This is a genomic window from Chloroflexia bacterium SDU3-3 (assembly GCA_009268125.1).
Lineage (GTDB): Bacteria > Chloroflexota > Chloroflexia > Chloroflexales > Roseiflexaceae > SDU3-3.
The window spans coordinates 213,769-220,449 of sequence record WBOU01000011.1 but is presented as its reverse complement, the minus strand read 5'-3'; the positions used below and the strand labels follow the sequence as shown (position 1 = coordinate 220,449).

Annotated in this window: 7 protein-coding genes; all 7 read left to right on the top strand. The window is 64.5% G+C overall.

Going from position 1 to position 6,681, the window contains the following annotated elements; genetic code table 11:
- The first annotated feature begins 101 nt into the window (after positions 1 to 101).
- Positions 102 to 695, top strand: coding sequence for a hypothetical protein (locus F8S13_18620; GenBank protein KAB8141754.1), 594 nt, complete (start codon positions 102 to 104; stop codon positions 693 to 695).
- A gap of 679 nt (positions 696 to 1,374) precedes the next feature.
- A complete protein-coding gene (locus tag F8S13_18615; protein KAB8141760.1) occupies positions 1,375 to 1,683 on the top strand; it encodes a hypothetical protein in 309 nt (102 codons plus the stop codon).
- A gap of 82 nt (positions 1,684 to 1,765) precedes the next feature.
- Complete coding sequence (locus F8S13_18610) at positions 1,766 to 2,242, top strand: hypothetical protein (GenBank protein KAB8141753.1); 477 nt, start codon at positions 1,766 to 1,768, stop codon at positions 2,240 to 2,242.
- A 534-nt stretch (positions 2,243 to 2,776) separates the two neighbouring features.
- Positions 2,777 to 3,160 carry a hypothetical protein gene (locus F8S13_18605; GenBank protein KAB8141752.1) on the top strand — a complete coding sequence of 128 codons (384 nt, stop codon included), beginning with the start codon at positions 2,777 to 2,779 and terminating at the stop codon, positions 3,158 to 3,160.
- Between the two features lie 100 nt (positions 3,161 to 3,260).
- A complete protein-coding gene (locus tag F8S13_18600) occupies positions 3,261 to 4,376 on the top strand; it encodes a hypothetical protein (GenBank protein KAB8141751.1) in 1,116 nt (371 codons plus the stop codon).
- Positions 4,377 to 4,474: 98 nt separating this feature from the next.
- Positions 4,475 to 5,794, top strand: coding sequence for a hypothetical protein (locus F8S13_18595; GenBank protein KAB8141750.1), 1,320 nt, complete (start codon positions 4,475 to 4,477; stop codon positions 5,792 to 5,794).
- Between the two features lie 42 nt (positions 5,795 to 5,836).
- Entirely contained in the window at positions 5,837 to 6,247 is a 411-nt protein-coding gene (locus tag F8S13_18590; protein KAB8141749.1) for a hypothetical protein, read from the top strand.
- The last annotated feature ends 434 nt before the right edge of the window (positions 6,248 to 6,681 follow it).

The following is a 6,681-nucleotide window of genomic DNA, read 5'->3' as shown; positions in this document are numbered from 1 at the left end:
GCAGCTTGTTCACCCTGGCCATCGCGTGGCAAAACCGCCAGCACGCGTTCGGTCTATCCATGCCCGTTCGCTGGAAAGTGTACTTCTGACACTTCCCAAAAGTGACACCATGTGAGGCGCTTGCCCTTTGGCCAAAGGGCGATGCGTGGCACGGCGGCGGGCTGTTCCGCGATGCGCAGACGATCTTTCTGAACCACCGGCCCGATAGCGCCGCACCGCACCCTGCGCATGTGCCGCCCAAGCAGGTGCGGGTGATCGATAACCCCCAGGCGCATGGCGAGAATGAGCCGATCTACACAATGCGGCTTGATCGCGATGGCTGGAGGCTTGATCAGCAGTGGCAGGTGAGCTGGAATGGCCACCCGATCTACTTTCGAACCGAGCAGCCCGATATTCGCACCCGCCGCCAGCCCCGTGGGCGCTGCCAGCTGAGGATGGTGCGCTCGATCACGGGCTTTCACTACCGCGAGACGTTTACGGTGGAGACTCTGAGCGGGACATGCATCCTTGAGCTGCCCCCGGATGCGTGGGCTAACTGGGATCGTCGAGGGCGGCTGGTGGTGCTGCACGAGGGAAAGGTGCTGGTGGGGCGCGAGGCGGTCGCGGGGCGGTCATTTGAGCTTCGCGAGCTGGTCGATCTGAATGATCGCAGGCCCGAGGCGCTGATCTCGCCCGCCTGGGCGCGGAAGTGGTAGGCCCCGCGCTGCGGGCTGGCTGGCGCGACGCGGCGTATCGCAGCGATGCACGATGGTTGGCAATGGCGTTCGCTGCGGGCGGGCACAAGGCCCGCCCCTACGGCGGGGCAATGCGCGGCGGCGAGGGTTGCGTGGTGTGGTCAGCGGGGGCCATTGGTGCGCATCGGGCGTGCGTGCGATGGTTGGCAATGGTGTTCGCTGCGGGCGGACACAAGGTCCGCCCCTACGGCGGGGCGAATGCGCGGTTCTCGATGGGGACGATGTGGGCGGACACGAGGTCCGCCCCTACGGCGGGGCGAATGCGCGGTTCTCGATGGGGACGATGTGGGCGGACACGAGGTCCGCCCCTACGGCGGGGCGAATGCGCGGTTTTCGATGGGGACGATGCGGGCGGGCACGAGGCCCGCCCCTACGGCGGGGCGGATGCGGGGTCTGCATGGCTTTTCGCTGCGGGCGGACACGAGGCACGCCCCTACGGCGGGGCGAATGCGCGGTTTTCGATGGGGACGATGTGGGCGGGCATTTGATGTTACGATCTCGCTTATCTACGCAACGGAATTGGGCTAAGATGCGTAGATCTGCTATGGCGTACTTTTCTGGGCGAGCATGAGAAGGAGCGAGCGATACGATGACCGATAGCGATACGACCGACCGCACAAGCTACGCCCCATTTATCCTGATGGATACCGGGCGCTACCGCTCGCTGATGCTGACCGATGAGCACATGTGGGCCAGGGAGCCGATCTTCGCGGAGCGCGCGGGCGAGGGCTGGAGCGGCAACGGCTACGACTGGGCCTCGGTGGCGCAGGTGGTGGTGGCCGAGCAGCTTGCGGATGTGGCCCACGCCTTCTCGTTCGATCCCGAGGCGGGGATGTTCTCGGCCAGCGGGCCGCGCGCGGCGCTGGAGCGCCTGGGCGCGGCGCTGCACGCGCTGTGGGCCAGCGACGACGCGCTGCGCGATGTGCTGGCGCGGGCCGAGCTGGACTAGGCCGGATCGCTGGGTGGCGGCGCACGCACGGTGTTTTGTGCCGCACCGCCCGTTCGGGGAAAGAAACAACGTAGCACCCACCATGTCCACACCAAACTGGCTCCCATGCCCGTACTGCGGGTTCCCCAATGGCCCACGGGAGCGGGCCTGCAAAAGCTGCGGCGGCCCGCTCTGGGCGCAGGATGCGCCCGATGCCGACCCCTATGTGGCCGACGAGACCATGCACCTCTATCACAGCACCGATGGCACCCAGCTGCTGTGCCTTTCGCACAGCTGGTTTGAGTATGACACGCGGCACATGGCCTTTCGCACGCCCTGGTCGAACCTGATAACGATCTACCGAGGCCTGCTGGGCAGTTACCTGAACATGCAGGCAGTGCCCGAGCTCGTGGGCGACGGCGTGCTGTACCGCTCGCGCGTGCTGGGGAAGCATACCGGCCTCCACCACGATGAGCGGCGGCTGCGGCTGGACCCGTTCGGGTTCCCGCAGAACCGCCAGCTGTGCGCGGACCTGCGGCGCTACGCTCCGCACCTTGCGCGGTACGTGCCGAGGGCCTAATCTAGAACGTGGCGAGATGATGAATACACCAGAAAACTTGCGCTGCCCGTGCTGCCGCTATGTGCTGTTTTCCACAGCACATGCTGCGAGCTATGCGAGCAGCGTTTTGCACTTGATCCGTTTGGCTACCCAGACAACACGGATTGTGCGCCGACCTGCGCAAGCATGCGCCGCAGCTTATGCTGTATTTGGGCCTATGCTTCTTCATTGACCGAAGATTTTTAACCGCGAAGACACAAAGGCACGAAGGTTTCTCATTCCTTTCTATAAATCTTTGTGCCTTCGTAGATCATTGCCCCTTTTTTTCTTGGAGTCTTGGAGTCTTGGTGGTAAAAGAATTGGTGCTTTGTTGAGAACGCATAGGCACTGGCTGTATCTGTCCAGACGTTGAGCCTATTACCGCCATGGTATATACTGTAGCTACCCTGAGATGAACGATGACATCTGAAGAATCACACTTCTGCCCATACTGCCGCATTGTTATCCAGCCAAATGAGAAGCGCTGCCGCCGCTGCGGGCGCGTGCTGGATAGCCATGGACGTTGCGCTGGCGGGCGAACCATCCACCGACGATACCCTGACGATCTACTGCGAGCGCGGTGGTCCGCGCGTGCTGACGTTTGCGCGCCTAGGGCTGGAGTACGATGCCCCAGACATCGCCTTTCGCACGCGCTGGGAAAACCTGACGACGATCTACCGTGGCCTATGGGCCAGCGAGCTGTACATGCTCAAAGAGCCGTACATTATGCGGGCCAGCTACCGCCACCGAAAGCAGCTTTATAGCGATGGGCCAGAGATTCCGGCCTACCCATCGCGGCGTTTTGCGCTTGATCCGTTTGGCTACCCACAGAATACGGAGCTATGTGCTGATCTGGGCAGGCGCGCGCCGCAGCTTGTGCCGTATCTGCCCAGGCGATAAGTATTATAAAGTCTTGAATGTTTGTGAACCGTGGTAGAAAGGCTTTGCTTGCAAAGCTGAAGGCCAGCCGACGCTACGAGATGAAAGGGGCGCTGCACCGATGGAAAAGCCGCCAGCGCTGATAGATTCGATACGCCGCCGCCCTGGGATGTACGTTGGCCCGTGCGATGTACAGGCCTTTTCCTCCATGGCATTGATGCTGTGCGATGTGGCGCTGGCGACACTGGCGCCTCAGCCGTGCACGCACATTGAGGTGACAATTCATGCCGATAGCCTGGAAGTCTACTCTGATGGTGGCTATTTTGAGATGAAAGATGCCGAGCATCGCTACAGCATTCTTCGCGATCCATTCGAGCGACTGCGGCCAGGAAATACCGATGGTTGGTGGCGTGCCGATGGCATGCTTGAGCTGTGTTGCATTTGTGCGCTCTCCTCATCCTTTGCGGTGGAGCTGCACACGGGGCAGCGGCGGCTCTCGCAGCGGTACGCGCGGGGGCTGGTGGCATCGACGGTGATCGACCACGGGCCGAGCGCGGCGGTGTCGCGGCGGATCACATTCACGCCCGATGCGGGGATTATCACCGGCTGGGATGCGTTCACGCCGGATGTGCTGGTGGATCGGCTGGATGTGCTGGCGGGCATGCACGCGGGCCTGCGCACGGCGCTGCATGATACGCGCAGCGGGCTGAAGGTGGCGTCCTGCTACCCGGATGGCCTGCGCGGCCTGCTGCGGCATCGTGCGGGGGGCGGCGCAGGGAATGTGGACGCGGGCAACACGCAGATCGCGGGCGGGCGCAGCACCGATGGGCTGGCCGCCGAGGTGGTGGTGCAGGCGCGGGTGGGCGACGGGCTGGCGATCTGGAGCTTTATGAATGGGCAAGAGACCGAGGGAGGCGGCAGCCACGCTGCGGGGCTGCGGCGCGGGCTTGCCGCCGCGCTCGACCGCGCCGCGCGCGAGGCTGGGCTGTTCGATGCGGGCACGCCACGCCTGCGGGCGGGCGACCTGCCGCCCGATCTGGCGGCCATCGTCAGCGTTCGCGCCGACAACCCCTGCTACTGTGGGGCGATGAAATACGAGATCAGGAGCGAACGGATCGCGCGGTTTGTGCGCGGCATCGCGGCCAGGCTGCCCGCCGCTGCACTGCTGGCCGCCCCCAGCGTGCGGCGCTGGGTCGCATCCCACGCCGCACGCGCACGGGGCGGCGGCGCGGCGTGATGGTCGGCGCGGCTGCATCGTCCTCTGGGCGGAAGCTCTAGACGATGCGCCCGCGCTATACTCTGCTGCATATCCGCTTTTCTACAAAACAGGTGTGAATGGGACATGATGAACTAGCCGCCCTGCTCTACCGTGGGCACGGGCGTGCGGCGCTGGTGATCCAGCGCGAAGGGGGCGCGCAGCACCGCGCGGCGCTGCTGGAGGCCTGCCTGCACAACGCCGCGCGCAACTGGCTGGATGAGGATGAGCGCACGGTCTATTTGCTGGGCCTGATCGAACTGACGGGCGAGGTCGACTGGTTTGAGGAGCGCATCTTGGATGCGCTGGCTGCGTTCGATGAGGCCGCGTTCGATGTGATGGATATTGGCCAGCTGTTCGCGTTTGCGGCGCACTACGCCCGCGCAGGCAGCGCGCGGGCGCGTGAGCTGTTGTATACCCAGTTTGCCGCCTTCGGCATTCGCGAGCGAGATGTCAGCCCCGAGTTCTCGCTCTACAACTGCTACGGCGCAGAGCGGCTTATCTCGCTTGATGGCCTAGCGGGCTTCCGTGCTGCCGCAGAGCGGATCGGACAGCATATGCTGACTAACTCACAGTTCAGCGAGGATAGCCAGCTGATCAACCAGCTGCGCGATGAACACCCGCACGTGACCGATGCGCAGATCTTGGCGCTGGCCGAGGACAGCAAGGCGGTCGCTCACTATCTTGAGCAGGTGTATCGGCCCGCGCTGCCGCCCGCGAGCGAGCAACCGCCGCGCCCGCAGAAGCCGCCGATGCCCTACGCAAAGCTCAGGCCGCGCCTGCACCACGAGCAGGTGGGCTTATCGCTTCGTGCGCTGGCCCGCTGGGCCGAGTCGGCCCCTGCGGATGATCTGCTGGCGGCGGCGAACGATCTGCTGGCGCAGACCGATGCGACGGTGCTGCGGCACTATCTGTGTCTCTTCGACCGTGTGGCCTTCCCGCTGGGGCCAGCGCCGCTGGTGGGGCTGGCCCGCCATCTCGATGAGCGGGTCGCGATGTACGCGGTCAATGCCCTGAGTCTGTTTCACGACCCCGCGCTGCATGATCTGGCTATCGAGATGATTGATGCAGGCGAGCGCCCGTGGCTTGCGCTGCGGCTGCTGATCGAGAGCTACCGCGCGGGGGATGATGCGTTTATCCTTGCGGTGCTTGACGGCGCGCGGGATGATGAAGATGTGCATCAGATCGGCTATGCGGTGGAGAAGATCATGGCGCGGCACACGCTGCCGAGTGCGTCGGCCATCCTGATGCAGCTGTACGAGCGGCAGCCCTGCTCGATCTGCCGGGCCGACGCGGTGACGCGGCTAGCGGATATGGGAGCGGTCTCACCGATGATGGCGGCGGAGTGCCGCCACGATGCGAGCGAGCGCACCCGTGCGCTGGCGGCGCGGCTGGCGTAGCCGTGCGGTGCGGCGGATGAGGCGCTGGGAGGCATGAACGCTATGGGTGAACGATACACCATTACAACGGCCTCGCCCGACGGTGCGCTGGCGGCGCGGCTGGTGCTGGCGGGCGAGGTGCGCTTTGGGCCGAGCTACTACGCGCTGGCGGTGGGCGGGCGCGACTTTGGGCAGCGCATGTTTGGCGAGCCGCTGCTGTGGTCGCCATCCTCGCAGCTGCTGGCCGTGCAGGAGTGGCTGACGCTGGACTACAGCGCAGGGCCGATCACCGCCCTGGTGCTGATCGACCTAGCCATGGGGCGCGAGGCCACGGTGGCGCAGGCGACCAAGGGCTTTGTGGTGCCCGAGACGTTCGATGGCGCGGCGCTGACCTACCGCATCGACTATGCGGCGAAGGTGGAGCGGCACACGCTGGATGTGGCGGGCGTGGCCGCGTGGGCCGCGCTGGGGTGAGGTGTGGGTTTCGCCCCAGTGGTCATAACAAAAAAAGCGGGTTCACAGCTTCCCTATGCGCTACTCCATTTATTAAAAATGGTAAAAAAGCTGACACTGTGCCAAAAAAATTACTCTTGCCGCTGCTCAGGTGCGGCCTATACTGATACTGCACAACGTATCAGATCGCATTATGCCGGTGCGCTGCTGATGAAGACACCAAAGGAGGGGCTTACGCAGAACCACCTGCCCTCTCCACAGCGCGGTAAGCTCGCCCAGCACTAGCTCGGGGCCTCCCCGCGATACTGCCTCGTGCCCATGGCGCTCTGGCCACGCCAGGGCGAGCATTGCTATTGCCAAAAACGCGGCGTCGCGCCGAGCGCCATGGGCATCTGCCCGCACGCAAGGAGCGATCTGCCGCGCCGATACCTTGTGCAGATGATGCGCCGCGTCGC